The sequence below is a fragment of the Exiguobacterium sp. R-17 genome, from assembly GCF_049913315.1.
Taxonomy (GTDB): Bacteria; Bacillota; Bacilli; order Exiguobacteriales; family Exiguobacteriaceae; genus Exiguobacterium_A.
The window spans coordinates 167,296-193,056 of the sequence record NZ_CP184372.1 but is presented as its reverse complement, the minus strand read 5'-3'; the positions used below and the strand labels follow the sequence as shown (position 1 = coordinate 193,056).

Sequence of the window (25,761 nt, the reverse complement as noted above, 5' to 3'; positions counted from 1 at the left end):
TCCTTCTTGAAGGATAGAGTCTTTTTCAAATCATCGACTCGTCTACGTTGACAGACGCTTTAGCTTGAATCTAAGATAATGAAGGTGAAACAAATAACCGCTTACAAAAAGCGGGTCGAAAGAAGGGGTCCCCTTGCACGCGGATCAACGAAAAAAATTAACGGTCCTCATGATCAATATGTTTATTGCGGTCGGGAGCTTCGGGATCATCATTCCGATTCTACCCGCTTACTTAGCGTCGATTGGACAAGGTGGAACGGCGGCTGGATTAATGATTGCCATCTTTGCCGGAGCACAGCTCGTCATGTCACCGATTGCTGGTAAATGGGCAGATCAATATGGTCGTCGTAAGATGATCATCTATGGATTGATCGGCTTGACGCTCTCGATGTTTGTCTTCTATTTCTCAAACTCTGTCACGGTTCTCTACATCTCGCGCGCAATCGGTGGTGCCGGTGCCGCACTCCTGATTCCAGCGATTTTTGCTTACGTTGCGGACATCACGACGATGGATCAACGTGCAAAAGGAAACAGCTATGTCTCAGCTGCGATGTCACTCGGGATCGTCATCGGTCCAGGAATCGGTGGATTCCTTGCCGAGTATGACTTAAAATTGCCGTTGCTCATCTCAGCGATCGTCTCGGGTGCAGCTGTCTTATTCAGCGTCCTGTTACTTCAAGAAAGCGAACAACACGATGCAACAGCGATGGCACCAGATGAAGGGTCGATGTTTAAGAAACTGGGGACATCGTTTAAAAAACCGTACTTCGTACCGCTCGTCATTACACTCGTCATGAGCTTTGGTCTCATGGCATACGAATCGGTACTCGGTCTGTTCGTTGATGATCAATTCGGTGCTTCACCGAAGGACATCGCGATCATGGTGACGTCAACTGGAATCATCAGCGTCATTGCTCAAATCTTCATCGTCGATAAGTTATCCCGTAATTTAGGCGAAGGAAAGGTCCTGAACCTGTTCCTGTTCATCGTAGCACTCGGCTTCCTGTTGTCATTATTGACATCAAGTTACGGTGGATTCTTTGCGATTACCCTCGTCATCTTCCTTGCGACATCGATTTTACGCCCCGTCTTGAATACGATGATTTCAAAGCTCGCTGGTAATGAGCAAGGCTTTGCTATGGGAATGAACAATGCCTATATGAGCATCGGGAACGTGCTCGGACCGACGCTTGCCGGTGTACTGTATGACGTCAACATTTTCTATCCATTCGCACTTGGTCTGATCTTCCTCGTCGTGACGTTCATCGGATCATTCATCTGGCAAAAACGTCAAGCACGATTAATTGCCAAGGTCGAACAGAGTTCTTAAACGAATCAAAAATAGCCTCGATCGCTCTATCCTATTGGACAGAGTAATCGAGGCTATTTCCTTTATCCCTATTCGTTCGTCATACGAATTGTTCCTCCGTTACTGACACGAGCAGTTTTGCAGCGATTTCTGTTAACAAGAAGACGAAGACGACTCCTGTAAAATCCAGCGTCAACCACGGCATCAGACCACAGCCGATCAAAAGTGTCCCAATCATTAACGGACGATATGACGAAAAGGATCGTCGCTTCGGACGGATACTTAAAAGGATGCTCACAATACCAAGCATGATAAGCCATATCAATGAAATATCATAGAAAAAGTGATCGACCAGTAAAAACAGACCAATCGGATACAGCGGAACCCACCAACGATTCATACCGAGGCCTCCCGTTTTCTTTTCAGTATCGCATGGTTTGAATGGATTCCCTTTATTTTGAAATGACTTATCCGTACTGCTTTTGATGCGCACGTTTAAGTTCAAGGTATTCTTCATCTGCCCGGATCAAATCCCATTTTTCTTGGAAGATAGCCGCAGATTTTGCTTTTTCTTCGTCGATCTCGCGCGTGTGCAATTCTTTGGTCTCTTTATCTTTATATTTACGCCCACCCTTATAGTTCGCGTAACGTCGCGCGCGCGTATGTCCCATCTGAATGAACTTCCGCGCCATATCCATACCGACGAAGTCTCCGTCTTCTTTATAAGCTAAATACATCTCATAAATTTTCTCGGAAGATTCCTTCGCGATGTCCGGCGTCTTAAAACGCCAATGCGGCAAAATCTCACTTTTATATGGTTCGACGAGCAAAACACCTTGCTCTCCGCGTCCGACCCGGTACTTTTCCGGCTCCTTACGAAAATCCGTCGTCTTGAAATCGAGATCGTAATCAAACGCCATCCCGGTCACGCTCCCTTCTACTTTGAAACGTTCCCTTCCTGTCCGTTCATCAATCCTCGATCCGGTAGAGTCCTTGCGTATAAATCGTCGCTAAGACGTGTGCGATCTCTTCAATCGTCGCTGTTGCTTCTTCACGGACGACTTCGAATAAATACATCTCGTTCGCGAAGAACCAGCCACGGGCGACGAGCTTCGAATCGACATCTTGTCGCGCGAGTCCTGTCTCCTGAGCATATTGAATGTCCTGACTGATCCGATCAATGAAGCGTTCTCGAATCGCTTTCCATTTCGCACGGACGATGTAAGAGACGCCGATTGCTTGCTCAACGATCCGTAGCATCGCTCGTTCTTCTTCCGCGAGACGTAAGAAATCCGTAGCTTGCGTCACGATACGTTCCTTTGCCTCTAGCGGCGTCGTCGGTTCAAATGTTCGTTCCGCAATCGCATGGAAACGACTCATGACATCTTCCATCAGGACGACGAGCAACTCATCTTTCCCTTCAAAATGCACGTAGGCTGTTCCGTAGCCGACGCCAGCTTGTTTGATCACTTGTGAAATCGTTGCCGTTTGAAACCCTTGTTCTAAGAAGACGTCACGTGCCGCACTCAACAGTTTTTCGCGTGTCCGCACTGTGCGCAGATGCCGTTTATCGATTTTTTCTGGTTGAGAAGATGACATGTCCTTCACTCCTTCTGTTTTCTCTATTCGATAATATTGACACAATGTCAATTTGTTTGCTACGCTTTTGTCAAAATTGATTGAGTATTCATTTGAGGAGGATGACGTATGACATTACAAGCAAAACGGACGGATGCCGTTGCTCGGGACGAGCAAGATGTATTGTCCACCTATCGTGATGAGTTTTATCTGCAACCGGGTAGTATCTATATGGACGGAAACTCGCTCGGTTTATTATCGAAGCGTGCCGAGAAGACGTTGCTCGAGTCGCTATCAGACTGGAAAGAACTCGGAATCGACGGCTGGATGAAAGGACGTCATCCTTGGTTCGAATTATCAGAACGTCTCGCTACCCTCAACGCTCCGCTTGTCGGCGCACAAGCGGAAGAAGTCATGGTCACCGGTTCGACGACCGTCAATCTACATCAACTCGTCGCGACATTCTTCCAACCAACAGAAGGACGAGATAAGATTTTAGCGGATGCGCTGACGTTCCCGTCGGATATCTATGCTTTACAAAGTCAGCTTCGTTTACGCGGACTGGATCCGGAGACACATCTCGTCCAAGTACCAAGTCATGATGGTCGCTTTTTAGAGGAGGACGATATTATTGCCGCGATGACAGACGATATCGCTTTGATTGTCTTGCCTGCCGTGCTGTACCGAAGCGGACAGATTCTCGATATGGAGCGTTTAACGAAAGCGGCACACGACCGCGGCATCTTGATTGGTTTTGATGGCTGTCACTCCGTCGGAGCCGTTCCGCACGCTTTCCATGACTGGGGCGTCGACTTTGCTTACTGGTGTAATTACAAGCACTTGAACGGCGGTCCTGGAACAGTCGGTGGATTATTCGTCCACGAACGTCATTTCGGAACGTTGCCTGGGCTGACGGGCTGGTTCGGTTCGCGCAAGGACAAGCAGTTTGACATGGATCACACGATGACACCGGCCGCGCACGCAGGTGCCTTCCAGATTGGAACACCACACGTCTTAAGTCTCGCCCCACAAATCGGTGCGTTAGAGATGTTTGACGAAGTCGGTATTGAAGCCGTCCGAACGAAGTCACTCGCCCTGACGCAGTACATGATGGACCTTGTCGAGCAGGAACTCATACCGTACGGTTTCGTCATCGGAAATCCAATTGACGATAAACGCCGTGGGGCGCATCTCAGCCTCGAGCACCCGGAAGCGGCGCGGATCTGTAAAGCACTCAAGGAAAATCGGATCATCCCCGATTTCCGGGCACCGAACATTGTCCGTCTAGCACCCGTCGCGCTTTACAACACGTTTACCGATGTCTATGACGTCGTCGCGACACTTAAACGAATCATGGAAGATAAAGAATACGAACGTTTCGCGAATGAACGCGAAGTCGTTGCTTAAGGAGTACACCATGGAACAACCTACTGAACTACGGCGTGAACTCAAGACACGTCAACTCACGATGATTGCAATGGGCTGCGCGATCGGTACCGGTCTCTTCCTCGGAAGTGGGCTTGCAATCGGGCTTGCTGGACCGAGCGTTTTGATCAGTTACGCAGTCGGCGCCTTCATCGTCCTACTTTTAATGGGCTGTCTGGCTGAAATGACGGTCGCCCATCCGACATCTGGCTCATTCGGTACGATTGCCGAACGATACATTAGCCCGTACGCGGGTTTTCTCGTCCGCTATTCGTACTGGATCGCAAACGTTCTCGCAATCGGCGTTGAAGTTAGTGCGATCGCCATCTATATGAAATACTGGTTCCCGGACGTTCCCGGGGTTGTCTGGATTCTCGTATTCGCTGCCGCGTTAATTTACATTAATGCTACGACAGTCAATACGTTCGCAACCTTTGAGTACTGGTTCTCGGTCATTAAGATTAGTGCCATCTTACTGTTCATCCTGCTTGGTGCTTACTTGGTCATCGGTAGTCCGAGCCCTGAGATCGGTCCACAAAACTTCACGAATGATGGTGGCTTCATGCCATTCGGCTTCTCGGGTCTCTGGATTGCGATCTTCATCTCCCTGTTCAGTTTCCTCGGAACGGAATTGATTGCTGTCACTGCCGGTGAAGCAAAGGACCCGGACGTTGCCGTACCGAAAGCATTAAAAGCGACGGTCTTCCGTCTCTCGACGTTTTATGTCGTCACGATTGCTTTGATGTTGATGATCGTCCCGTGGCAACAAGCAGGCGGCGTCGATCAAAGTCCGTTCGTCAAAGTAATGGAGATGCTATCGATTCCATATGCAGGCGGTATCATGAACTTCATCATCCTGACAGCAGCGCTCTCCGCGATGAACAGTCAACTGTATGCTTCGACACGGATGATGTATTCATTATCCAAGGCAACGTATGCGCCAAAAGTATTTGGTCGTTTAAATCGAAAAGGTGTACCGCTCTTCGCACTCGCCTTATCAACGCTCGGCATTTTTCTCGCAGCGATCATCAGCAGTCAGTCGAGCGTCTCTTATCCGTTCATGATGGGGATTTCGATGTTCGGGGCGATTTTCACATGGTTCATGATTTTCATCTCCCACCTCTACTTCCGTAAAGCCTGGGAACGTGAAGGTGGACGGACGTTACCGGTTCGGATGATGGGCTATCCGTATCTGACTGCCCTCGGTGCATTGTTATTATTCGCACTCGTCCTGACGACATGGTTCACAGATTTCCAAATCGTCTTGAAGTTTGGTGTACCGTGGTTAGTGTTCTTGTCTATCGCCTATTTCTTCTGGAAACGGGCGCATCCAGAACAACTGAAGACCGCTGAAAAACGAAAACTGAATTAACTCGATAAAGGGGATGAATGGGAATGACAAAGACAGATCCTACGTCTGTTGAAGCATCGATTCAAACGGATTTTAAGAAAGATATGTCCTACGGGGATTATTTGCAACTAGATCCATTGCTTACGAGTCAACATCGCTTATCGGGGCATCATGATGAGATGCTGTTCATCATCATTCATCAAACGAGCGAACTCTGGATGAAGCTGATCCTGCATGAGATGCGTGCAGCGACGCAAGCGGTCGCAAACGATGATCTCGAATCATCGTTTAAGATGCTCGCACGCATCTCAAAGATTCAGCACCAGTTGATTCAGTCGTGGAATGTCTTGTCGACCTTGACCCCTGCCGAATATCTGGAATTCCGTGACGCGCTCGGTCATTCGTCCGGTTTTCAGTCGTATCAAAACCGTCAAATCGAATTCGCGCTCGGTTTCAAGAATGAGCAGATGCTAAAAGTCTATGCACATGATGAAATACTCTATCCGATGATGCTCGAAGACTTGAAGACACCAAGCATCTATGATGAAACGATTCGCGCGATGGCGCGTCATGGACTACCGATCGACGAGTCCGTCCTTGAGCGTGATGTCACGGAAGACTGGACGCCGAATGCAAGTGTCGAGGCCGCTTGGGCAAGCGTCTATCGAGATGTCGAGCAATACTGGGATCTGTATGAACTCGGTGAAAAATTACTGGATATCGGGAGCCAGCAACAGATGTGGCGCTTTAACCATATGAGTACCGTCGAACGGATCATCGGACAAAAGCCAGGAACGGGCGGTTCGTCTGGTGTCAGTTATCTACGGCGTGTGCTCGACCACCGGTTCTTCCCGGAACTGTGGTCGGTCCGCACGACATTATGAGGAGGATGAAACGATGACACGATGGATTGATGTTTCACAACCACTTGATCGTCACGTCACGACGTGGCCGGGGGATACACCGTTTGAAGCGACATTGACATGGAATAAGGCAGAGACCGGTTCCGTTAACGTCGGCAAAGTTACGATGAGTCTGCATACCGGTACCCATGTCGACGCGCCGTTTCATTTTGATGATGCCGGACAAAAAATCATCGACCTGGATCCAGACCTCTATATCGGACATGCGCGTGTCATTTACTTACCAGGTCGTACAGAAATCACAGCCGCTGATTTAGATGGCTTTGAGCTAAATGACGTCCAACGCTTGATCATCAAAACGGATGGTTGGATCGACAAATCGACTTTCCCAGAGACGATTCCTGTGTTGACACCAAGTCTTGCTGAGCGTCTCGGAGAACTCGGGATTTCGCTGATTGGTCTCGACTTACCAAGTGTCGATGCGATCGATAGCAAGGAAATGGCAGCCCATCACGCACTGGCGCAGCATGGAGTCCATATCCTCGAAGGACTCGTCCTCGATGCGATCACGCCTGGTGATTATCACTTGAATGCCGTCCCGCTCCCGCTCGTCGACGGCGATGGTAGTCCCGTTCGCGCCTTACTTCGTCCATACTAAAAAATCCGTCCAGCAGCCTCTCTGCTGGACGGATTTTTTACTTATGTAGCGGTTCGAATAGACTGGCTTCGATCTGACGAATGACATGTCCGAGAACTGCAAGTGACGAATCGACCTCAAATCCTTGATCGAGTGAATGATTCGCTCCTTCGATAACATCGATCATTAATTGTGATGTCCGACACGTTTCAAGTGCTGCCTCATCATAAAACTTATCGGCCGTGCCAATGACGATCAGTCCAGCTTGCGTCGATGTGGCGATTTGTTCAACCACTTCATTTAGGACGGGTGTTAAGAAAACGAAGCGCGCTGTCTGTAGACTCGGCTTAGCAAGTAACGCGGCAAGCGGAATCGTGCCTAACGATTTTGCGATAAACTGAACGTTTTCGTATGGATGCTTTGCCAGCACTTCCGAGACGACAGCGTCAACCCGGCGCGTCATGCAGGCATTTGATTCAGCGTCTGACATTGAAAATAGATCTTCTGTCACATAGTGAATGCAGATGACATCGATGCCTCGCGCGAGTAATGCCATTCGACTGTAGTAAAAGTATGGATGGTCGTATACGTACGATGCTCCCGAAATCAAGAAGCAGACCTGTTTGGATCCCATCTGAAAATGATCATATGAAACGGTCGTCTGATCGACAACGATGGATGATTGTTCGATATGCATAAAATCCCCCTATGTTTTTTCTAGACTTTACCATTTCAGAAGTAGACTGTCATGTCTTTTCAGTTCTTCCAAGCTAAATAAAAAAGACAATGAACCTTACTTGATTCATTGCCTTCCATACTTTTTATCCAATTGGAGCAAACACAGATTGTTCGACTTGTTTTAACTCATAAAATGCCCCTTGTCGTGTCATCAATTCGGCATACGTTCCGACTTCGATGACTTGTCCTTGATCCATGACGATGATTTGATCCATCGCTTCAAGACCCGCTAAGCGGTGGCTGACGAGGACGAGTGTCGCATCCGTTGCTCGCGCAAACAGTCGCTTGAGAATCATCTGTTCCGTCAAAGAATCAACGGATGACGTCGGTTCGTCAAGCAAGTAAAGCGATGCTTCCCGCAAGAGCACGCGGGCAATCGCTAGCCGCTGTTTTTCTCCTCCGGATAAGTTCTCTCCTTTTTCAAACACACGATCACTCAACTCGAATGTCGTTAATCCGACATCGTCGAGTGCTTGTCGCATCGCTTCGTCCGTCGCTGCTTCGTTTGCGAGCAGTAGATTATCACGAAGCGTTCCATAAAAGTAGTGATTTTGTTGCAAGACGACATTCGCGTGCTGCCAGAGTCCTTCCGGATCAACCGTCTGACTGTCCTGTCCAGCAATCGTTAATCCGTCCGTCGGATACATCCGTAACATCAATTGAAGTAACGTTGATTTCCCAGAACCACTCGCTCCGACGATTGCCGTCTTCTTACCAGCTGGAATCGAAACAGTGACGTCACGTAAGACTGGACGGGGTGCATCAGGAAACGTAAACGTCAGCGCATTCGTTTCAAAGGACGGTGCCTGATCGAGGACGAACGGAGCGTACGTCGGCTCCTCTTGCTCAGTCACGACTTCATCGAGTCGTTTCGCAGCATGCCGGCTGTCTTCAAAAAAGCCGGGTAAGATCGCCATCGGTGCCGCATTTTCAAAGACGGTCAGCGATGTCATGACGAGTAAAGCGAGGAAAACTCCCTCGAGTTGTCCGCTTGCGACGAGATAGGCACCCACACCGAGGACAAGCCAAGAGATGATCAACGTCACCATCGTATTTAAGGCCAGGTTCGAGACAGCGTGTAAACCATTACGTTTCTCTTCCTCGACATACCGTTTCGCGACGGCATTCAAGTCCTGTTCCTTTTGGTCGAGCTGTTGGTAAATCTTCAAATCACGATAGCCTTGGAATAACTCTGTCACTTCTGTCGACAAGTCACCACGTCGAACACGGACTGAACGGGCAAAGCGTTGTTCACGGTACGCGAACCATCCCGGAATCAAGAAACCGGTCAGAATTAAACCAAGCAACAGAATCCCGGCAATCGTCCATGAGAAGAAACTGACGAAAAAGATCGTACAGAAGAAAACGAGCAGCAACACGATCGGTGGATAGAGGACACGTAAGAACGTATTTTGCAGACTCTCGACATCCCCGACGATCCGCGCAAGTAAATCCCCACTGCGGTACTTACCAAAAATCCCTGGCGCAAGCGGCTCGAGACGACGGTAAAATGATGTTCGGATGTCACTAAGGATCGTAAACGTCGCCCGGTGCGAATAATAGCGTTCCGCATACCGACTGACGGCGCGCGTCAGACTCGACACTTTTTGCAGGGCGATCAAGACGGCGAGTGTCTGGATCGGTGGCAACAAGGCTGCCTTTGAAATCAGGTAACCACTTGCTGCGAATAAACCGACCGCTGTCACACCGGCGAGGACACCGAAGAAGATCGACCAGGCGATATCGCGTTTTTGATGCACCATCAACCGAAAGACTCCTAATAATTCCTTCATCGTGTTTCCTCCCCTCTCTGGACGCTACGCATCCGCGCATATTCCGAATCTCGACCAAGCAATTCATCATGGGTGCCACGATCGACGATTCGTCCGCCGTCGAGAACGACGATTTGATCCGATCGTTCAATCGTATGCAAACGGTGCGCGACAGTGATGACCGTTGCCGATTGTCCGAGTTGCTCAATCGCTTGTTGGAGCAGTCGCTCCGTTTTGACATCAAGTCCAGTCGTCGGTTCATCAAAGACGACGACGTTCGGGCGTTTCAAGAACGCTCGTGCTAACGCAACACGCTGTTTTTCGCCACCCGATAGACCGCGTCCACCTTCTCCGATCACCGTGTCGATCCCTTCAGGCAACGTCGCAATCAACTCCTCGAGCCCTGCCGCCTGCGCCGCTTCGAAAATCTCTTCCGGCGTCGCTTGACGAAGCTCACCAATCGCGATGTTTTCTGCCAGTGTTCCGGCATACAGATACGGATGTTGCGAGATATAGCTCAACTGACGAAACCAGCTTGTTTCCTCCACCTGACCGCGCTCGGTTCCGTCGAGTAGAATCCGTCCTTCTTGTGGATCCGCGAGTCCGGCAATCAACTGCAAGACAGTCGATTTACCGGCACCACTGCGACCGATCAACGCCACCTTTTGATACGGCTCAATCGTAAGCCCGATATCTTGCAGAGCAAAACGTCCTTCTTGGTACGTAAAGCCAACTTCATCCAAGACGATTTGTGGTGGACGATTGGTCGTGAGTTCCGATTGACCGAATGCAACAGGACGATCATCTGCCGTCAGTTCGGCTGCGATTTGTTTCGCTGCTGCCACACTACCGCGTCCCGTGTGGAAAGCAGCCCCCATCTCTTTTAAGGCAAGATAGTATTCTGGTGCCAACACAAGCATCAAGAACGCTGGGATAAAGGTGATACTTTGAAACAGAATCAAACGCAGACTGACTTCAAGTGCAATCATTCCCATGCTAAGCATCGAGATGAACTCAAGCATCAATGACGACAAGAAGGCGAGCTTCAAGACCGTTAATGTCGCATCTCGGAAATCGAGACTGCTTTTTTCGATGACGTCACGCTGTCGTTTCGCGCGACCGAATAACTTCAAGGTCGTCAGTCCTTGTAACGTATCGAGGAACGTTCCTGAGAATGCCGTCATCTTCTCGAGTTGAGCATCGGCCCGCTTTTGCGTCATGATGCCGATGATGATGTAAAACAACGGAATGAACGGTGCCGTGATCATCATGACAAGACCGGTGATCCAGTCATAGCTGAATGCCGCAATCAAGACCATCAAGGGAACGATTGTCGTCTGGACGACTTTCGGCAAATATTGACTATAGTAGCTGTCCATCTCGTCTACTGCATCGAGCAAGACACTGACCTTCTGTCCCGCTTGCCCTTGTAGCATCATCTCGACTGAGCGACTCGTATATTTCGCAACGAGTGCTTCCCGAAGCGCCTGCTTCATGTGTGCCGATAACGTCGTACCGAGACGACCGTTCCAATACGTCACGACGACTCGGAGCAACAGCATCCCGAGAACGATGAGTAGTAACGGAATGACGGCTTCAAACGGTTGTTCTTTTAGGAAAATCCGATCGACTGTTAACACGATGCCGTACGATTGACCGACGACCGCGACCCCCATTAAGAAAGCCGCAATGATGAATTGAATGAGAATACTACGTGGAATCTGGACGATTCCTTTTAATGGATTCATATACAAACGTCCTTTCACAAAGTGTGAACGACTTTTAGTGAATATTTTCACATATCGTACATTTAGTATACCGAATCCGGAACGGGGATGCCATGCAGATGCTGTCGAAAAGGTGTGACGGTTTTGTGAGAGCATATCATTCGACAATTTTTCATCATCGAACTATTATGGATATACATTATCCACGTTTAACGAAAGGAGTCTTTCTATGCAAATGAAAACAGGAGTCGAGCAATCCGTTTATGCGATGTTGCTCTTGACCTTCCTTCCGGATCGCGCTGTATTGCCCGGTGAATTCATCAGCCAACAACTCGGTGCCTCGCCAACCTATTTTCAAAAACTCTTACGAAAACTCGTTCAGGCGGATCTGTTGTATTCCGTACCGGGTGTCAAAGGCGGCTTTCGTTTACGGCGTCCGGCAGACGAAATTCAAATCTTTGACGTTTATCAAGCGATCGAGGGCAAGCAGACGTTGTACGCGTCAAGTGGTGTCTTTGAAGATTTGATGGGGATTCAGGAACAGGAGATCGGTCTGCTCTCGAATCTGATGACAGAGGCAGAAGATGCTTGGCAATCGACGTTGAAGCGCGAATCAATCGGCTCGATCCGTCAAGCAATCGATACCTCCTGTCCACCGGAACATTTAGAACGGTTGCATGCGTTAATCACAGATCGGATGATGACACTTTTTTAATGAACAGAAAGAGGTTTTTACTATGGTATTGAATCGTTATTTCGACTTATTCGACGCGTCACGCACGGACGCACAAGCGTTCGAGGATCTCGTTTCCTTGTTTACGACAGACATCACGTTCGTTCTGAACGGACAACCAAAGCACGGCATCGACGCCTGGAAACAATTCGTCCGTCATGTGTTCACGGCGAATCAGGATATTAAGCACATGTACGCTGGCTGGGAAGAAACAACACCAGGAACGTATGAAACACGCTGGGCAGTTTGCGGAAAACGGGCAGACGGTAGCGTCTTCACGCAAGACGGAAAAGATATCGCACGTCTTAATGAAAACGGACGGATCACTTACCTGGAGAACGTTCCAGATGATCCGACGATGTTCCGTTCATAAGGTAAGTTCATATCAGCAAAAAACTGTGTCCCGCTTTTAAGCAGAACACAGTTTTTTTGATTTCTAACGTTTGATTACGAGTCGCTTCAGCAAGTAGCCCGTGATGACGAGTAACGACGCAATCGCGATATAGACCATGTAGACCAACAAGTTTGGCGCAAATCGTGACACGATGTACGTCAATACAACGACAGCCGTATACAGCAACAAAAATAGACTGATGTGCTTCAACTTCGACACTCCCCTTTGAATCCTTCTCTCTTCTTTACGGAAACGACTGGAAAATGTTTCAAAAGGTATGTCGTTGCTTTGTTTTATAGATTCTTCGCTTTGAATGTGTCTCCACCTTCGATCGTGCCGTTATCAAAGCCTTTTTGGAACCAACGTTCCCGTTGCGCCGATGTGCCGTGGGTGAAACTTTCCGGTACGACATATCCTTGTCCTTTCTCTTGTAACGTATCGTCCCCAACAGCATTCGCTGCCGTCAACGCTTCTTCGAGATCGCCTTCTTCGAGCAAGTTTTCGCCTTGCGCGTGATGCGCCCAGACGCCGGCATAATAATCTGCCTGTAGCTCGAATCGAACGAGGTATTTATTGAACTTCTCCTCACTCATTTGCTTTCGAAGTGGCATGATCTCATCCGATTTTCCGAGTAACGTCTGGACATGATGCCCGACTTCATGCGCAATGACATAGGCCATCGCAAAATCGCCCGGTGCCCCGTATTTCGTCTGCAGTTCATCATAAAAGCTTAAATCAATGTATAATTTCTGATCACCGGGACAGTAAAAGGGACCGACGGACTTCCCTGCTTGTCCGCAAGCCGAACTAACTTGATCCGTATATAAGACGAGTGTCGGTTTTTTATAGGTCTTACCATCTTCTTTAAATTCTTTCGTCCAGACTCGTTCCGTATCGGCTAAGACAACGGAGACAAAGTCCGCTGCTTCTTTTTCCTGCGCTGTTTCCTCATACGTCGTATTTTGCTGATCCCCACCGGTTAAGTCTCCGAGTAGTTCAGTTGGATTACCGCCCATCAAAGTGATTACGATCAGCAGGATGATCCCGACACCACCGCCGATACCGGCGATTCCTTTCCCACCCATTCCTCGCCGGTCCTCGACGTTTGAACTCCGTTCTCTTCCTTTCCATTTCATGCGCTTTCCTCCTACCCGTTTCGTTATTGTTCTTTACCCAAAAGCTTTTATACATAACTCTTCAGGACATCATGGATGAAACAGAAGTCTATTGATTTGATGCATTTTCTAGGAATATCCTTCTACTGTAGAGAAGATTAGTAGCAGAGCCGATCTTTCGGATCCAATTTTTTCTACGCAAAGGAGGTATGACATGAAACCTCATCTACTTTTTTTATCTTGGCGTGATGCTCGACATCCACAAGCCGGAGAAGCTGAAACTTTTATTCATGAAATGTTGCGGCGTGTCAGTACTACCTACCGAGTTACCCATTTGTCTGTCTCATTCAAGGGCGGATCACCGACGGAGTATCGAGATGGTATCACTTACCTCCGTTATGGTACGACAGCTTCTCTTATCCCATATGCACTTTATTATTACTGGTCTTATGCTAAAACGATTGATTTAGTTCTGGATCATTTGAATGGGTTTCATTTCTTCACACCACTGTATGTTCCACGTCATAAACGAACTTTATTTCTTTATCAATTGATTCGTGAGCGTTGGTCGACGACACTTGTTTTTCCTTTTTCAAAGCTTGGCGAATGGACAGAGACTCGACGGTTAAGCTGGTATAAAGATAGTCATGCCTTGACTGTCAGCCCCTCTGTTGTAGATGAACTACAAAGTGCTGGTTTTACTAACAGTCATATCACGATGTTGCCGCCAGGACTTTCCTTTTCCCCGTGGTCTGAACAGGAATGGGAGTTAAAAGAACATGTTCCAACCTTTCTATATATCAACCGTCTGAACGAAAAAGAACTTCAAGATACGATTGGGGCATTCCTCATGGTCCAACGTGAGTTTCCTGAGACACGCCTCTGGCTTATTGGTATTCGTAACAGCTCTCATCTTTTGCAATACCTTACACTTCCCCTTCCTAAAGAAGTGAAGGATGCTATCACATACTACGATTCAATCACTGAAACAGAAACGCGCAGCATGATGAGTCGTGCCACCGCTCTCCTCTTCCCTTCTATACGCGAAGGCGTGGGTTTTCCTATAATTGAAGCGGCAGCTGTCGGAACACCGTCCATCGTATATGATGCTCCTGGTGTCCGAGACGCCGTTCAGTATGGCATGACAGGCTACATGGCTAAAAACAAAACACCTGGTGCACTCGCTGCCGAAATGCGAGCTTGTTTCCGAGATTCAGAGGAGTACGAAGCCATTCGTACCTCCGCTCATCATTTTGCACGGGCAATGGACTGGCAACAGACTGATCTCAAGTTTCAAGAATGGTTAAGACAAGTACTGCTTGATACAAAATAAAGGTAAACTTCAAACGGTCTGACTTCTCCCAACAAGTAGAGAGAAGCCAGACCGTTTAAGTCAATCTTCATACTTTTTATTCTGTTCAAGGTTTTGGAGGATGCGTTCTGGATCAACGCGTTTCGTATAATCGGACGGCACTTCTACGAAACGAATCACACCATTCGTATCAATGATAAACGTCGCCGGTTTCGGTAACTGCCAATCCTCATTTCCATTGTGCTTCGCTACATCAAGTCCCGATGCTTTGTAAATCTCAATCAAATAATCTGGCAAGTCGAACACCAAATCAAATTGGCGGGATACATGTAAATCAACGTCACTTAAGACAGGGAAACTCAAGCCATTCTTATCCGCTGTTTGTTCAGCAAAATCAGGCGTCTCCGGACTGATTGCAACAACGGTTGCACCAAGTGCGCGAATCCGTTCGATCTCCCGTTCGTAAGCGCGAAGCTCGAGATTGCAGTACGGACACCAGCCACCCCGGTAGAACGTCAAGATGACAGGACCTTGCTCGAGTAATGTCTCGATCGCCACAGGTTTGCCGGATACATCTGGTAACGTAAAGTGTGGGATTGTGTCACCGACATCTAGACCTTGTGCGACTCCAGAAGCAGTTAATTCTGCTGTCGCTTCCGCCATCAGGCGTTGTTTCTCAGCAGGTGCCTTTTGTCGAAATTCCGATTGATACTGTTTAATTTCTTCAAGTAAGCGTGTCATACGTTCTCTCCCTTTATTGCTTTATAGAATAACAGGGGAATTACTCGTTTGTCTCTTCTGACGTTTCCTCCGTTTTCTTCCGGAATCGTTTGACGAATCCCATTAGTTGTTCCGGCGTTAGTTCGAGCTTATTCTCATAGACATATTTCGTTCCGTATCCGAGCGCAAGGGTCGCTGTCGAAGCAACTCCCGCTGCAATGACGGCTCCATATCCAGGAACCAGTTTCGCTATTTGCCGAAAAGCCGTTTTTCCGGAGTTTCCGACGATCGTCACGACAAGCAATTCTTTTGCACTCTCCTTGGATAACTGTCGTTCGTACAGATTCGATAACTTGAGCATCAAACCGATTTGGATTGAAGTTAATGGAATGATGTCGGCTCCGGGAAACGGGACGGCACCAATCGCACCAGCGGCTGTTCCAGCACCCACGATCCAATTGTTGGCGATCTTCCCGCGAACGGTCGGATCCATCTGGCGAACGAACACATTATCCTTGTCGAACTTTTTTAAGATATCGAGGACCTCCCGGCGGAGCAAATCAATATTCGTTCCTTCTCGTGCTGATACGGGAATGATTTTTGGTCCCGGTAGTTTTTCTGCAATATGGCGAACGATCGTGTCGACATCATCCGTCGCATCCATCTTCGTGACAACGATCAAGACATTTTGGTTATGTTGATAGATTTTCTGAAAATTCTTCGTTTCTGTCTCAGATAAGACAGTACCTGCCGCATTTAAAAAATAAAGGATGACATCGGCACTTTGATAATACGTCCATGTCGCTTCCGAGTTCTGTGTATTGGCATCATTTAATCCCGGTGTATCGACGAAGATGACTTTATCTTCCGGATGTTGCCTTACTTGATCGATGCGGACCGTTTCACCTGGGCGTGCTCCGACCGTTGCGACTTCGCGACCAAGAATTGCGTTCAAGGTCGAGGATTTTCCCGCATTGACATCTCCAATCAGAGCAACCGTCACGTCCTGCTCCAACGATTGATTAAAATCCCGGCGCTCCGATTCAAACGACTGATCAAAGATTTCCTCCAGTTTGCGTTTCCGCTTTTGTTGATTGGTCTCAAGTCCCTCACCAAAAAAATCATCCATCGTGATCCCTCCCCTTCTTTTGCTGTCTGTCTTTTCCCGTTATCCCTTGCTTTCAACACAAAGAAGGCAAGGGAACATTGCGTCCACTTGCCGAATTTTAGAGATATGTGCTGCGTCGCTCGAGCAATACCGTATCGCGCCATCTGCCTCCGAGCCGACCAATTCGCTCCCGGCGACCGACTTTCCGAAAATTAAAACGTTCATGAAGACGGAGACTCGCTTGATTTTCCGGAAAGACTTGCGATTGCAGGGTCCAGATTCCGGCTGCTTCACTTGCTTTAATGACGTCTTCCATCAAGCGAGTGCCGACACCTTTACCGCGTGCTTCTTCTGCAATATAGAGACTGATTTCCGCGACACCGGCGTATGCCGGAATCGAAGAAAACGGACTTAACGCGACCCAGCCGAGCAGTTGCTCGCCTTCGATTGCAACGAGTCGACTGTGTTCGTGGTGATGCTTCGTCCATTCTTCGTACGGTAATGCTTCCGTGCGAAACGTCGCGTTCTCCGTCTTTATTCCTTGTTCGTAGATCCGAACGACTTCTGGGTAATCTTCCGCTGTCATTTGACGTACTTCCATTTCATCAGACTCCTTTGTTGCTCACATGCTGATTCTAGTTCGACAGCATGTCAGGAGTCTCCTGTTTAATCGACGGTGAACGGAATCGGCTTCAAGTCGATTGGTGTGTTCGTCATGATATTCGAGTAACCTGTCTCCAGATAAAATTCGTCAATGGATGCCATTTGTGACGCTGATAACGTAAACGTTGCTCGGAATTGCTTTTGGTTCGCATCTCGTACCGTGATGTGTGGTTTGATTTCACGCCCATCCGGTGGTTCGTTTCCTTGAATCAAGAACATGCTTCTCACTGCATCCAATTTAATGTTTGATAACATTTCGACTGCATTCGTTTCAAAATCGACGATTACTTGAGAGTCCGTAATCTTAATGTTTTGTGTCGTCATTTTTAACGGATGTGTTGGATTCTGCTCCGCGTAAGGTAACGATGTCGTCAATGGAATAAACGTTGTTTTAGGTGTAATGCTTAATTGAGGATGCAATGTGTATGCCCCACTCGGAATCACATAGTTGCCTAGACTAAGCCGTGACGTATCGGTTCGCTCGGATGAAGTATTCGTATGGCTTACTAAGGCTGTACTTTCTGACCAATTGTGAATGACTTCTTTCCCACTATCATCAAACAATGAAAATATGATTCGGTAATCATATGACTTCGGATAAACCGCCGTATAATCAAACGTCGTACTCGCCTGTCCTTTTGTCATCTGTTTCAACGTGACATCGACCGCATAATCAGGATTCTTCACCGTCGTATTAAACGTCTGTTCAATCGCTTGCAGTCGTTTGACGGGAACCTCGAATTGCCAGTTTCCGTCTAGACCAAACATTTCCGAAATCACGAGTGGCACCTGCATGGAATCACTTAATTTCTGTAAGCCGACATCATATTCGATTCGTGCTTTCCATACCTTACCGTCCTGTTTGAAATGTGCCAGTTCTTGATTTTCAGTACCTTCGAATCGTTTATCCCCTTTGAACACTTCATAAAAAGCAGCTCGTTTCGTTTCGTTGACGTCTGGTACACCAGTTGCCGTCAGGTTCATCCCGATCGTCGTACCATCATAGTAGGCGTCGACGACCTTGATCGTAATGCCTTGATCGGTTACCGTCTGATCAATTGTTGTTGCGAGCTGTTTCTTCTCGATTTCAGTTCCGACTGTCCCCTGTTCTGTAAAGGGACGATACAGTCCACCAATCAACGGAACGTGTGACATCGCGGAAGCAAACGGTGGGACGATGAATGTCGTTACAAACAACGATGCTGCAAGACCGGCAATAGCTACGTATTGTTTCCGGCGCGGACGTACGTGTTGTCGTTCCGCTACGCCTTGCGTAATTCCTTGACGAATTCGATCTTGTAACGCGTTCGTCGGTACGGGAATTTTTTCGTAGTCATTTTGTAGATCGTGCTGTGCCATAATCCATTCCTCCTAACTGTATTTTTAACTCTTCTCGTCCTCGTTTTAAATAGGTCTTCACCGTATTAAGGGTGATCCCGATGAAGCTTGCAATCTCTTTCATCGGAATATCATGAAAATAGAAAAGAACTAAGACATCCCGGTATTCTTTTCGCAGATGCGATAACGCGTGCACGAGATCGAGGTGTTCGTCTCGCGATTGGTCTTCCTGTACCGGAACATGAAGTAAGATATCATCTGTTGGTTGTTGTTTTTCCAACGCGCGGTAACAATTACGGATCAGAATTTTCGTGATCCACGTCACGAAATGTTTCGGTTCCTTCACTTGTTCGATCGAGATGAACGCTTTATAAACTGTCTCTTGTACGACGTCTAAGGCATCGTGTTCGTTCTTCACATAAAGATATGCTGTTCGGTAGAGTTGTTCGCTATGTAGTAGCACCAATTGCTCGAACGCCGCTTCATCGTGCTTCATCGCACGGCGGACGAGTGTCGTGTGCTCGTTTCGTAAGTCCATCGTGTTCCCTCCCTTTACTTATTAGAGCATGATAAACCGAGAAAAGTTTCAAAAAATATCCAAAAGAAAAGGACTCTTGTGTTTCAAGAGTCCCTCCATACTTCAAATGTCTAATTGTACTGCCATTTCCCGACCGAATCGATTCCCGTGGTCGATGAAGCCGAGACTTGCATACAGACGGTGTGCCGCCTGATTATCCGGTCGATAGCCGACGATGATTCGTTTTGCAGCAGGTAACGCGCGCATCTCGTCAATCACGGCTTGCATCGCTAATCGTCCGATCCCGTTCCCTTGCTGCGTCTGATCGATCATGATGCGGTAAATCCAGTAGCCGTCGAGTTCTTCTAGTTCCGTGTTGTACATCACAAAACCAACAACCGTATCGTTCATCATAATCGCCCGAAGGACAAGGCTTGGTTCGAACTTCGCTTGCGCGATCGAGTAGACATTCGCTTCCATGAAGTCCTGCTGTTCTACTGTCAGCGTCAGCTCACAACACGCTTTCCAGTTGTCTGCTGTTACCGGTACGAGTTGAATCATGTTCATTTCCCCTTTTAATTAGACGGGAGTTGCCTCCAGCGTCTGTTGATCACATCGTTGCACGGTGATCGCCCCCTTTCCTTCTCTTTCCTATCGACTGATTTGATTCATTGTTGAATGACTGCTGCGTTTTCAAGCACTGCAGGTAGTTCGGCTAAAGAGGTAATCGTAAACGTGGGCTTGATATCCGTTGCCGGCTTTCCTTCTGGATTAAACCAACATGTTGCGATACCAGCTTGATTGCCACCTGCAATATCAGCTGACAAGGAATCTCCGATAATGATCGTTCGCGCCGGGTCGAATTGCGGAATCCGCGCAAACACATGATCGAAAAATCCTGCCATCGGCTTTTGAAAACCTGTCTCCTCTGAAACGAAAATCGCTTTAAAGAAGTGCGTTAATCCGGCGCCATCAAGTCGCGCGCGTTGCGTCTTTGAAATCCCGTTCGTGACAACGTACATCTCGACGTTCCCTTCTAGTTGCTCTAACAGGGCAGTCGCACCCGGAATCAATTCCGTCCCTTGCGCGAGATAGCCGCGATACGTTTCGTCAACTACTCGTCCGTCGACTTCTCGTCCTTCTTCCGCGAAGAACGTCACGAACCGTGAGTAAATGACTTCCTCGCGTGTCACTTCACCCCGTTCGAGTGCTCTCCAGAGCGCGTGATTGATTTCCTTGTAGCGCGCTTCTCGCTCTGGCGTCCACTGCAACTCTTGTTGCTCAAGCAGATGGCGAAAGGCAATCCGTTCCGTCGCTTCAAAATCAAGTAGTGTATGGTCAATATCGAATAATACTGTTTTATAAAACATCCTCAAGCTCCTTTACGTACTTGTCGTACAGTTGTTGTTTTCCCGCCCAGTTGAAATAACAGTACTCCCCCACCAATCAGCAACACACCGAGTGCTTTCGTCCACGTAAACGGAACGGCTTGTAACCCGAACCAACCGAGCGTATCCCACAGTAAGGCAAACAAGATTTGCGACACCATGACGATCGAAATCGCTCGACTTGGTCCGAGTTGTTGAACGCCTTGCGTCACACAGAGGACGACACCGACACCAATGATTCCGCTGAACCAAAACCAGGTTTGTGCCTCTTTTAGGGCAAACAGTTGTGATCCTTCGACGATCAAACCAATCGTCAGTGAAGCGAGGAACCCGAGTCCAAGGACTAGCGTCGTCGTCGCCCAAGCACCGACATGTTCTTTGACTTTTGCGTTAAACGTATTTTGAATACAAACGAGCATGCCCCCACAAAGAGCAAGGATGATTCCCGTAACCATGTCGCACCTCTTTCATTCGTAAATGCTTTCTCCAACGCGCTCCATCAATCCGTCTCGATCAATGATCTCAATCGTATGCTGTGTCCGACGAATCAACCCATCGTCGACGAACTGACGTAAGACACGGTTGACATGACGGTAGCTCGTCCCAATCAAATCTGCTGCATCGACCAGTTCCTTACTCGCAAAAGCATCCGTATCAGGTGTCATCGACAGCAAATAACTGGCTAGCCGAACTTCAACCGGGTACAACAGATTGAAGCTGAGCGTATGCGATTTTAATTCAAACTTTTTCGTGATCGTCTCGAGTAAAAATAATAAAAAGGCAGAATGATGTACACGTGCCTCTTCCAAATCCGCATAGGCGATGCGTAAGACGGTTACTAGTGTCACTGCCTCGACCGTGTTCATCAAATCGATCTTCCGGACGAACTCAATATCGCCGACGAGATCAAACGGATGCTTAAAGGACAACACGAGACGTTTTCCCGTTGCCGACATATGTGTGATTTTCAATTTCCCTTCGACGAGCAGGTAGAGTTCATGCGCAACATCGCCTTGCCGACATAAGGTCTCACCCGGTCCAAACGTCTGGATGTACATCGCCTTGCGTAACGATTCATCAAAGACATGCTCTAACTGATAGCGTTCCAAATAGGTCGTAATGTCTGTCACGCTTTTTCCCCCTTAGCTTTTTAAGATGAAGATCCCCGCGATCATCATCACGATACCGATGATTTGTGGTCCCCGCAGTCGACGTTTCATGACGCCGAACCAGCCTCTTCCGTCAATCCAGAGTGCCAGTGCTAATTGCGCCAGTAAAAAGAGCGAAATCGTCAAAGTTACGCCCATCCGGTGGACCGCCGTCATGTTGCTGAATAATATGATCGCTGCAAAGGCACCTCCTGCTAGATAAAGCTTTTTGACACGTCGCATCGCTGAAAAACTGCGATCCCGTAAGACGATCGCTAAGAGGATCGCAACGATGAACCCGGTCATTTGGGTGATCGTTGCCGCTTGCCACGTCCCGATCGTTTGACTAATCCGGGCATTGGCAACACTTTGAAGCGTTAAGAAAAAGCCACCAGCAATCGCAAATAAGACACCACGCATGTATATACTCCTCTCTCGTTCCATGATACTCTCATTTAACGAGAGTCTTTCTGATTTGAACAGGACATTTGTCCTGAGATGTTCAGAAGTTCAGAAATCATGATGAGTAAATACAATTTCATACAACTCCAAGTGTATCAAAAAAGCGATTGTTCTCAGCAAGAGAACAATCGCTTTTGATGTGTTTAAATATTTTATGCATCTTCTTCCAGTCGTTTAATCGCCTCATCGAGCTGTTCCTGATCCTCTTCCGACAACTTCGGATATTGCGGATCAATTTCCTTCAGGACGTCATTCATGACTTCAGTGACGATATAGCGGGAATACCATTCGTCATCTGCCGGTAAGATATACCACGGTGCATACGATGTCGATGTCGCTGAGACAAGCTCAGCAAAAATCTCATGGTATTCGTCCCAGTGCTTGCGTTCCTCAATGTCATTAAACGAGAATTCGAAGTTTTTCGTTGGATCTTTCAGACGAGTCAACAGCCGTTGCCGTTGCTCCTCTTTTGAGACATGAAACAAAAACTTGACGACCCGGAAGCCGTTCTCGACGAGATAGCGTTCAAAGTCATTGATTTGACGGTAGCGCATCTGCCACACATCTCCGTCATCCGGCTTTTCTTCCTCCTCGAGCAAATCATGGATTCGTGGTGCAATGACTTCCTCATAATAGGAGCGATTTAAGATGCCGACTTCCCCTTTTTCCGGTAGTCCTTCGTGGATTCGCCATAGGTAGTCATGTTTTTGCTCCGTATCCGACGGTTTTTTGACGGAAATCGTTCGGAGTCCTTGTGCGTTCAAGTTAGAAAAGATATAGCTAATCGCCTCATCCTTCCCTGCTGCATCAATCGCTTGCAGGATGACGAGGACGCCATTTTTCTCTTCGGCATGCAAACGCCAATGTAACTCTTGTAACGTCTCAACACTTTTTGGAATCCGTTTCTCTCGCAATTCTGCTTCCGAAATTTTATGTTCTTCTGATGTCGGGTAATTCGAAAACGAGACTTGCTCGCCTTCTTTAACACGATAGGATGACAGTTTCATGGTAGGACTCCTCCTTTAATTGCTTCTAAAGGGGGTTTACCCAACTCACTCACCTTGAAAACGTTCAGATGAACTTATCTTTTTAAAAGAAGTCGAACTCCCTCTTCCAGCGTCGTCACGGGACGGCCAAGTAATGCTTCAAAATCAGTACTTTCTACTGCCAGAGTCCCTGCTGCGATATCTGCCTGGATACCAGTCAGCATTGGAATCAAGAAGTCAGGTAAGCCAGCTGCTTGCATCCGCTTACCATATGTCGCTTCATCCACTTCATCTAAAGCGACCGATCGGTTAAGCACTGTTCCGACTGCAGTCGCGAGTTCTGCTTGTGTATGCAACGGACCCGATAGTTCATAGATGGGGTTTGGATGCTCAAGCGTCAGTCCCGTCGCAATGGCTAGCGCATACTCATCTTGTAACGCCCATCCGACTTTCCCTTCGCCTGCTGCCGTTAACCAGTCTGCGCCTTGCGCGACGGCGTCAATCGTTCCGAGTTCATTTTCGAGATACCAGTTGTTACGGAAAAAGACATACGGGATACCTGTCGCTTGAATCGCTTCCTCTGTGACACGATGCGTTCGAGCAAGTCCGTTTGTACTGTGTGCCGCATTGGCGATGCTCGTATAGCCGATCAGCTTGACGCCTGCCTCTTTTGCTGCCGTGACAGCAGCTTGGTGTTGCCGGATCCGCGTCGCCTCTTCACCGTCCGTCGAAATGATCAACAATCGATCAATTCCTTGAAACGCTTGTCCGAGTGTTTCGGGCTGATCAAAGTCTCCGTATCGGACATCGATTCCTTGTGCTACAAGCGCTGTTGCTTTTTCGACGTCGCGGACACTAACCGCTACATGTTCGTTGCCGACTTGTTCACTGAGGTGCTGCACGATCCGCGCGCCTAATTTTCCGGTTGCTCCTGTAATTAACCATTTCATGATGAAACCACTCCTTTGAAGTTTGATGTTGTTCTTCATGATACGCTAGGTGATACACTAAAAAAAGTAGGCACTTATCTGAAACTAGGTCCCTCAAAACGAACCAATGGGAGAGGATGAACGTGGCTGTATTCGATTCAACAACTAATCAACGGACGGCTTGTCCAGTCACTCGGGTCCAACAGATGGTCGCTGGCAAATGGAAGATCATCTTGCTGTGGCACCTGACACACGGGACACATCGTTTTCATGAACTGCAACAATTAACAGGTATCTCTAAGGGAACTTTGACACGTCAGCTACGTGAGCTCGAAGCGGATGGTTTGATTCAACGGCACGTCTTTGGCGAAGTTCCCCCTCGTGTTGAATATTCTCTAACGGATGCTGGTCATAGTTTTTTACCAATTCTTGATCACATGGCAGCTTGGAGTGAACAACACTTTCAGGTGAAATGATCGTGAGTAACAAAAAAATGCGCTTCTTCTCGAGTCAGAAAAGAAGTGCATGTTTTCGTTCATTCCGTCGCTGTTACCGTCTGACGTAAGTGGGTGTCGATCGCTTCTGCGACACGTAATCCGGAGATGATAGCGCTCTCGACGCGCGTCCGTCCTGACGCATCATCGGCTTCAAGGAACGCATCACCAGCAAGCCAAAGTGGATGTGACGACAGTTTCAAATGCGGTGTCCGGTAAACTGCGCGTGCCTGAGCGTAACGCCAACGCTTGAGCTGGCGGGAGATAATCGTCACTGGTCCGAGTTGCTGTTGTAACAGACGCTCGACTTCCGCGAGTGTCTCTTCTTCTGGGCGCTCGTACCAGTCTTCACTGAAGCGAGCTGTCATATAGACGCTCAGGAGTGTCGTCTTCGAAATCTGTTTCTCGGCATTATTGACGAGTTTTAACATCCCATCGACGAGTTGTTCGTCTTGTAGGCCGACTTCCCCGATCGTCAGTCGCTCTTTGATTTCAAACAGACCCACGAATGTCGGCTCGAACGTCACTTGGCGTAACTGCTCATGATCGTCCTCTCCGAGCGCCAGATCAGAAGCCTGCAACAGTTCATATGCTTGCGGTACAGGCGCCGTCACAAGTAACGCATCATACGCACCTTGATGATCCGTCGCTTGTGTGACGAGTTCGTCCTCCATTGCCGTAATATGCGTGACCTGTTCATTCAACTGGACGGGAATCCCTCGACCAATCGCTTGTACGAGTTGATTCATGCCGTCCGTCGCGACATAGCGTGGAAAATCCGTTCCGAACCATTTACGAACCCACCCTTTCTCAAGCCAGTCGTCGACTTCGCGTCCTAACTCTTCCGTCCGAACCGTGAAGAAGACGGCACCATGATCCGCTGTTCCTTCATCAATCCGACGAGTCGCCATTCGCCCCCCGACGCTCTGGCTTTTTTCGATGATTTCAACAGCATGTCCTGCTGCCTGCAATTGACGTGCCGCAAAGATTCCGGCGAGTCCACCACCGATGATTCCGATTCGTTTCCCTGTCATCTCGCTTCCCCCTCATATTC

The 25,761-nt window shown here is 48.1% G+C and carries 30 protein-coding genes; 9 read left to right on the top strand and 21 right to left on the bottom strand.

Annotated elements, in window-relative coordinates; translation table 11 throughout:
- Positions 1-133: 133 nt before the first annotated feature.
- On the top strand, positions 134-1,330 hold the full coding sequence (locus ACN9MT_RS01160; protein ID WP_426272609.1) for an MFS transporter: 1,197 nt from the start codon (positions 134-136) through the stop codon (positions 1,328-1,330).
- 79 nt (positions 1,331-1,409) lie between these two features.
- Here the strand turns inward: ACN9MT_RS01160 and ACN9MT_RS01155 are convergent, their stop codons facing one another.
- The 3 genes from ACN9MT_RS01155 to ACN9MT_RS01145 all read right to left on the bottom strand — a co-directional run bounded on the left by ACN9MT_RS01155 (position 1,410) and on the right by ACN9MT_RS01145 (position 2,908).
- Positions 1,410-1,709 (bottom strand): hypothetical protein, encoded by a 300-nt coding sequence (locus tag ACN9MT_RS01155; protein WP_426272608.1) that lies wholly within the window; start codon positions 1,707-1,709, stop codon positions 1,410-1,412.
- A gap of 67 nt (positions 1,710-1,776) precedes the next feature.
- Entirely contained in the window at positions 1,777-2,229 is a 453-nt protein-coding gene (locus ACN9MT_RS01150; protein WP_056064504.1) for a DUF4385 domain-containing protein, read from the bottom strand.
- Between the two features lie 49 nt (positions 2,230-2,278).
- Positions 2,279-2,908, bottom strand: a complete 630-nt coding sequence (locus ACN9MT_RS01145) for a TetR/AcrR family transcriptional regulator (RefSeq protein WP_035411532.1) — start codon at positions 2,906-2,908, stop codon at positions 2,279-2,281.
- A gap of 108 nt (positions 2,909-3,016) precedes the next feature.
- Here ACN9MT_RS01145 and kynU point away from each other — a divergent pair, with 108 nt between their 5' ends.
- The 4 genes from kynU to kynB are packed head-to-tail and all read left to right on the top strand — an operon-like array spanning position 3,017 to position 7,184.
- The gene (gene kynU, locus ACN9MT_RS01140; protein WP_308102248.1) at positions 3,017-4,294 is read left to right on the top strand and encodes a kynureninase; all 1,278 of its coding nucleotides are present in this window, start codon (positions 3,017-3,019) and stop codon (positions 4,292-4,294) included.
- A gap of 10 nt (positions 4,295-4,304) precedes the next feature.
- The gene (locus tag ACN9MT_RS01135) at positions 4,305-5,684 is read left to right on the top strand and encodes an amino acid permease (RefSeq protein WP_426272607.1); all 1,380 of its coding nucleotides are present in this window, start codon (positions 4,305-4,307) and stop codon (positions 5,682-5,684) included.
- A gap of 23 nt (positions 5,685-5,707) precedes the next feature.
- Positions 5,708-6,547, top strand: coding sequence for a tryptophan 2,3-dioxygenase (gene kynA / locus ACN9MT_RS01130; protein ID WP_426272606.1), 840 nt, complete (start codon positions 5,708-5,710; stop codon positions 6,545-6,547).
- Between the two features lie 13 nt (positions 6,548-6,560).
- Positions 6,561-7,184: an arylformamidase gene (gene kynB, locus ACN9MT_RS01125; protein ID WP_326188585.1), complete on the top strand. Its 624-nt coding sequence runs from the start codon at positions 6,561-6,563 to the stop codon at positions 7,182-7,184.
- A 37-nt stretch (positions 7,185-7,221) separates the two neighbouring features.
- On the opposite strand, the gene ACN9MT_RS01120 is transcribed toward kynB, so the two are convergent.
- From ACN9MT_RS01120 to cydD, 3 genes are all read right to left on the bottom strand, one after another.
- A complete protein-coding gene (locus tag ACN9MT_RS01120; RefSeq protein WP_426272605.1) occupies positions 7,222-7,860 on the bottom strand; it encodes a cyclase in 639 nt (212 codons plus the stop codon).
- Between the two features lie 124 nt (positions 7,861-7,984).
- Complete coding sequence (gene cydC, locus ACN9MT_RS01115) at positions 7,985-9,694, bottom strand: thiol reductant ABC exporter subunit CydC (protein ID WP_426272604.1); 1,710 nt, start codon at positions 9,692-9,694, stop codon at positions 7,985-7,987.
- Positions 9,691-11,421 (bottom strand): thiol reductant ABC exporter subunit CydD, encoded by a 1,731-nt coding sequence (gene cydD / locus ACN9MT_RS01110; RefSeq protein ID WP_426272603.1) that lies wholly within the window; start codon positions 11,419-11,421, stop codon positions 9,691-9,693. The genes cydC and cydD overlap by 4 nt, the downstream gene beginning before the upstream one ends.
- A 208-nt stretch (positions 11,422-11,629) precedes the next feature.
- On the opposite strand from cydD, the gene ACN9MT_RS01105 reads away from it, so the two are divergent.
- Both ACN9MT_RS01105 and ACN9MT_RS01100 read left to right on the top strand, forming a co-directional pair.
- Positions 11,630-12,115, top strand: a complete 486-nt coding sequence (locus ACN9MT_RS01105) for an Rrf2 family transcriptional regulator (protein ID WP_426272602.1) — start codon at positions 11,630-11,632, stop codon at positions 12,113-12,115.
- A 22-nt stretch (positions 12,116-12,137) separates the two neighbouring features.
- On the top strand, positions 12,138-12,506 hold the full coding sequence (locus tag ACN9MT_RS01100) for a nuclear transport factor 2 family protein (RefSeq protein WP_035411560.1): 369 nt from the start codon (positions 12,138-12,140) through the stop codon (positions 12,504-12,506).
- 63 nt (positions 12,507-12,569) lie between these two features.
- Here the strand turns inward: ACN9MT_RS01100 and ACN9MT_RS01095 are convergent, their stop codons facing one another.
- Positions 12,570-12,737 carry a hypothetical protein gene (locus ACN9MT_RS01095; protein WP_290776663.1) on the bottom strand — a complete coding sequence of 56 codons (168 nt, stop codon included), beginning with the start codon at positions 12,735-12,737 and terminating at the stop codon, positions 12,570-12,572.
- An 83-nt stretch (positions 12,738-12,820) separates the two neighbouring features.
- On the bottom strand, positions 12,821-13,663 hold the full coding sequence (ypfJ, locus tag ACN9MT_RS01090; protein WP_056064528.1) for a KPN_02809 family neutral zinc metallopeptidase: 843 nt from the start codon (positions 13,661-13,663) through the stop codon (positions 12,821-12,823).
- 193 nt (positions 13,664-13,856) lie between these two features.
- Here ypfJ and ACN9MT_RS01085 point away from each other — a divergent pair, with 193 nt between their 5' ends.
- On the top strand, positions 13,857-14,975 hold the full coding sequence (locus ACN9MT_RS01085) for a glycosyltransferase family 4 protein (RefSeq protein WP_368915405.1): 1,119 nt from the start codon (positions 13,857-13,859) through the stop codon (positions 14,973-14,975).
- A 60-nt stretch (positions 14,976-15,035) separates the two neighbouring features.
- On the opposite strand, the gene ACN9MT_RS01080 is transcribed toward ACN9MT_RS01085, so the two are convergent.
- From ACN9MT_RS01080 to ACN9MT_RS01025, 12 genes are all read right to left on the bottom strand, one after another.
- A complete protein-coding gene (locus ACN9MT_RS01080) occupies positions 15,036-15,695 on the bottom strand; it encodes a peroxiredoxin-like family protein (protein WP_426272601.1) in 660 nt (219 codons plus the stop codon).
- Between the two features lie 40 nt (positions 15,696-15,735).
- Complete coding sequence (locus tag ACN9MT_RS01075; protein WP_426272600.1) at positions 15,736-16,803, bottom strand: YcjF family protein; 1,068 nt, start codon at positions 16,801-16,803, stop codon at positions 15,736-15,738.
- Positions 16,804-16,900: 97 nt separating this feature from the next.
- Complete coding sequence (locus tag ACN9MT_RS01070) at positions 16,901-17,383, bottom strand: GNAT family N-acetyltransferase (protein ID WP_426272599.1); 483 nt, start codon at positions 17,381-17,383, stop codon at positions 16,901-16,903.
- A 65-nt stretch (positions 17,384-17,448) separates the two neighbouring features.
- A complete protein-coding gene (locus ACN9MT_RS01065) occupies positions 17,449-18,804 on the bottom strand; it encodes a DUF4179 domain-containing protein (RefSeq protein WP_308102258.1) in 1,356 nt (451 codons plus the stop codon).
- On the bottom strand, positions 18,779-19,321 hold the full coding sequence (locus tag ACN9MT_RS01060; protein WP_426272598.1) for a sigma-70 family RNA polymerase sigma factor: 543 nt from the start codon (positions 19,319-19,321) through the stop codon (positions 18,779-18,781). Before ACN9MT_RS01060 ends, ACN9MT_RS01065 begins: the two co-directional genes overlap by 26 nt.
- A 102-nt stretch (positions 19,322-19,423) precedes the next feature.
- Positions 19,424-19,861: a GNAT family N-acetyltransferase gene (locus tag ACN9MT_RS01055; protein ID WP_426272597.1), complete on the bottom strand. Its 438-nt coding sequence runs from the start codon at positions 19,859-19,861 to the stop codon at positions 19,424-19,426.
- 107 nt (positions 19,862-19,968) lie between these two features.
- Entirely contained in the window at positions 19,969-20,670 is a 702-nt protein-coding gene (locus tag ACN9MT_RS01050; RefSeq protein ID WP_426272596.1) for a YjjG family noncanonical pyrimidine nucleotidase, read from the bottom strand.
- Positions 20,671-20,672: 2 nt separating this feature from the next.
- Complete coding sequence (locus tag ACN9MT_RS01045; RefSeq protein ID WP_426272595.1) at positions 20,673-21,143, bottom strand: DMT family transporter; 471 nt, start codon at positions 21,141-21,143, stop codon at positions 20,673-20,675.
- Between the two features lie 12 nt (positions 21,144-21,155).
- Positions 21,156-21,818 carry a Crp/Fnr family transcriptional regulator gene (locus ACN9MT_RS01040; RefSeq protein WP_426272594.1) on the bottom strand — a complete coding sequence of 221 codons (663 nt, stop codon included), beginning with the start codon at positions 21,816-21,818 and terminating at the stop codon, positions 21,156-21,158.
- 12 nt (positions 21,819-21,830) lie between these two features.
- Positions 21,831-22,256, bottom strand: a complete 426-nt coding sequence (locus tag ACN9MT_RS01035; RefSeq protein WP_426272593.1) for a DMT family transporter — start codon at positions 22,254-22,256, stop codon at positions 21,831-21,833.
- A 194-nt stretch (positions 22,257-22,450) separates the two neighbouring features.
- On the bottom strand, positions 22,451-23,305 hold the full coding sequence (locus tag ACN9MT_RS01030) for a PPK2 family polyphosphate kinase (protein ID WP_426272592.1): 855 nt from the start codon (positions 23,303-23,305) through the stop codon (positions 22,451-22,453).
- A 74-nt stretch (positions 23,306-23,379) separates the two neighbouring features.
- Positions 23,380-24,234 (bottom strand): SDR family oxidoreductase, encoded by an 855-nt coding sequence (locus ACN9MT_RS01025; RefSeq protein ID WP_426272591.1) that lies wholly within the window; start codon positions 24,232-24,234, stop codon positions 23,380-23,382.
- Positions 24,235-24,356: 122 nt separating this feature from the next.
- Between ACN9MT_RS01025 and ACN9MT_RS01020 the strand changes: the two genes are divergently transcribed.
- A complete protein-coding gene (locus ACN9MT_RS01020; protein ID WP_368915388.1) occupies positions 24,357-24,689 on the top strand; it encodes a winged helix-turn-helix transcriptional regulator in 333 nt (110 codons plus the stop codon).
- A gap of 59 nt (positions 24,690-24,748) precedes the next feature.
- Here the strand turns inward: ACN9MT_RS01020 and ACN9MT_RS01015 are convergent, their stop codons facing one another.
- Positions 24,749-25,741 carry an NAD(P)/FAD-dependent oxidoreductase gene (locus ACN9MT_RS01015; RefSeq protein WP_056064559.1) on the bottom strand — a complete coding sequence of 331 codons (993 nt, stop codon included), beginning with the start codon at positions 25,739-25,741 and terminating at the stop codon, positions 24,749-24,751.
- Positions 25,742-25,761 lie beyond the last annotated feature (20 nt).

Bases quoted from the DNA above. Each gene is read 5' to 3' on its own strand.
- ACN9MT_RS01060 (WP_426272598.1), bottom strand. From the start codon at position 19,321: ATGGACTTACGAAACGAGCACACGACACTCGTCCGCCGTGCGATGAAG.
- ACN9MT_RS01025 (WP_426272591.1), bottom strand. From the start codon at position 24,234: ATGAAATGGTTAATTACAGGAGCAACCGGAAAATTAGGCGCGCGGATC.
- cydC (WP_426272604.1), bottom strand. From the start codon at position 9,694: ATGAAGGAATTATTAGGAGTCTTTCGGTTGATGGTGCATCAAAAACGC.
- ACN9MT_RS01105 (WP_426272602.1), top strand. From the start codon at position 11,630: ATGCAAATGAAAACAGGAGTCGAGCAATCCGTTTATGCGATGTTGCTC.
- ACN9MT_RS01055 (WP_426272597.1), bottom strand. From the start codon at position 19,861: ATGATTCAACTCGTACCGGTAACAGCAGACAACTGGAAAGCGTGTTGT.
- ACN9MT_RS01100 (WP_035411560.1), top strand. From the start codon at position 12,138: ATGGTATTGAATCGTTATTTCGACTTATTCGACGCGTCACGCACGGAC.
- ACN9MT_RS01145 (WP_035411532.1), bottom strand. From the start codon at position 2,908: ATGTCATCTTCTCAACCAGAAAAAATCGATAAACGGCATCTGCGCACA.
- ACN9MT_RS01120 (WP_426272605.1), bottom strand. From the start codon at position 7,860: ATGCATATCGAACAATCATCCATCGTTGTCGATCAGACGACCGTTTCA.
- ACN9MT_RS01135 (WP_426272607.1), top strand. From the start codon at position 4,305: ATGGAACAACCTACTGAACTACGGCGTGAACTCAAGACACGTCAACTC.
- cydD (WP_426272603.1), bottom strand. From the start codon at position 11,421: ATGAATCCATTAAAAGGAATCGTCCAGATTCCACGTAGTATTCTCATT.
- ACN9MT_RS01065 (WP_308102258.1), bottom strand. From the start codon at position 18,804: ATGGCACAGCACGATCTACAAAATGACTACGAAAAAATTCCCGTACCG.
- ACN9MT_RS01045 (WP_426272595.1), bottom strand. From the start codon at position 21,143: ATGGTTACGGGAATCATCCTTGCTCTTTGTGGGGGCATGCTCGTTTGT.
- kynA (WP_426272606.1), top strand. From the start codon at position 5,708: ATGACAAAGACAGATCCTACGTCTGTTGAAGCATCGATTCAAACGGAT.
- kynB (WP_326188585.1), top strand. From the start codon at position 6,561: ATGACACGATGGATTGATGTTTCACAACCACTTGATCGTCACGTCACG.
- ACN9MT_RS01070 (WP_426272599.1), bottom strand. From the start codon at position 17,383: ATGGAAGTACGTCAAATGACAGCGGAAGATTACCCAGAAGTCGTTCGG.
- ACN9MT_RS01035 (WP_426272593.1), bottom strand. From the start codon at position 22,256: ATGCGTGGTGTCTTATTTGCGATTGCTGGTGGCTTTTTCTTAACGCTT.
- kynU (WP_308102248.1), top strand. From the start codon at position 3,017: ATGACATTACAAGCAAAACGGACGGATGCCGTTGCTCGGGACGAGCAA.
- ACN9MT_RS01150 (WP_056064504.1), bottom strand. From the start codon at position 2,229: ATGGCGTTTGATTACGATCTCGATTTCAAGACGACGGATTTTCGTAAG.
- ACN9MT_RS01015 (WP_056064559.1), bottom strand. From the start codon at position 25,741: ATGACAGGGAAACGAATCGGAATCATCGGTGGTGGACTCGCCGGAATC.
- ACN9MT_RS01030 (WP_426272592.1), bottom strand. From the start codon at position 23,305: ATGAAACTGTCATCCTATCGTGTTAAAGAAGGCGAGCAAGTCTCGTTT.
- ACN9MT_RS01085 (WP_368915405.1), top strand. From the start codon at position 13,857: ATGAAACCTCATCTACTTTTTTTATCTTGGCGTGATGCTCGACATCCA.
- ACN9MT_RS01080 (WP_426272601.1), bottom strand. From the start codon at position 15,695: ATGACACGCTTACTTGAAGAAATTAAACAGTATCAATCGGAATTTCGA.
- ACN9MT_RS01075 (WP_426272600.1), bottom strand. From the start codon at position 16,803: ATGGATGATTTTTTTGGTGAGGGACTTGAGACCAATCAACAAAAGCGG.
- ACN9MT_RS01050 (WP_426272596.1), bottom strand. From the start codon at position 20,670: ATGTTTTATAAAACAGTATTATTCGATATTGACCATACACTACTTGAT.
- ACN9MT_RS01155 (WP_426272608.1), bottom strand. From the start codon at position 1,709: ATGAATCGTTGGTGGGTTCCGCTGTATCCGATTGGTCTGTTTTTACTG.
- ypfJ (WP_056064528.1), bottom strand. From the start codon at position 13,663: ATGAAATGGAAAGGAAGAGAACGGAGTTCAAACGTCGAGGACCGGCGA.